We start from the raw sequence: 740 nt of genomic DNA on the forward strand, positions 1-740 counted from the left end.
CCGTCGGACAAGGCGCAGCGCAACTTCACCGATCCGGAAAGCCGCATCATGAAGGGCCGCGACGGCTTTGTGCAGGCCTACAATGCGCAGGCGGCCGTCGACACCAAGGCCCAGGTGATCCTCGCCCATGGGCTGAGCGACTGCGCCGCCGACAGCGGCCAATTGGTGCCGATGATCGACGCGGTGATCGCCAACACCGGCGCCAAGCCGACCCAGATATCGGCCGACAGCGGCTATTGCTCGCAAGACAATATCCAGGCCATGGAGGACCGCGAGATCGAGGCCTTCATCGCGACGGGCCGGCAGAAGCATGGCGAGGCGGCCGCCGACGGCGGCAAAGGCCTCGGAGTGAAGGTGGAGCAGATGCGCGAGCGCTTGCGCCGGGACGGATTTGCCAATCCCTATCGCTTGCGCAAGCAGACCGTCGAGCCCGTCTTCGGCCAAATCAAACAGGCCCGCGGCTTCCGCCAGTTCCTGATGCGAGGGCTGAACWAGGTCGCCGCCGAATGGGCAATGCTGTGCACCGTCCACAACATCCTCAAGCTGGCAGGAGCACAAAGATCGATGACACCGGCCTGATCATTGTGACACAACCGCGGCTCGATCGGACGCACTCTGTCATCCACGCCAGAATCCCTGCCGACCCAGATCGCCTCGGCGGGTCCCATTACAGAGTCAGGCTCCTAGCTCCGCAACGAGCCGCTGCCCTGCGGTTTGGAGCGATTTGACTATTTCGTCAG

At 63.7% G+C, this 740-nt stretch carries 1 protein-coding gene; it reads left to right on the top strand.

The annotated features are described in order from the left end of the window. A partial coding sequence (locus AC1DY7_RS31250; RefSeq protein WP_477497638.1) for a transposase occupies window positions 1–579 on the top strand: 579 nt, incomplete at its 5' end. Window positions 580–740: the final 161 nt, after the last annotated feature.

It is taken from the genome of Mycobacterium sp. P2_H7 (assembly GCF_056403275.1).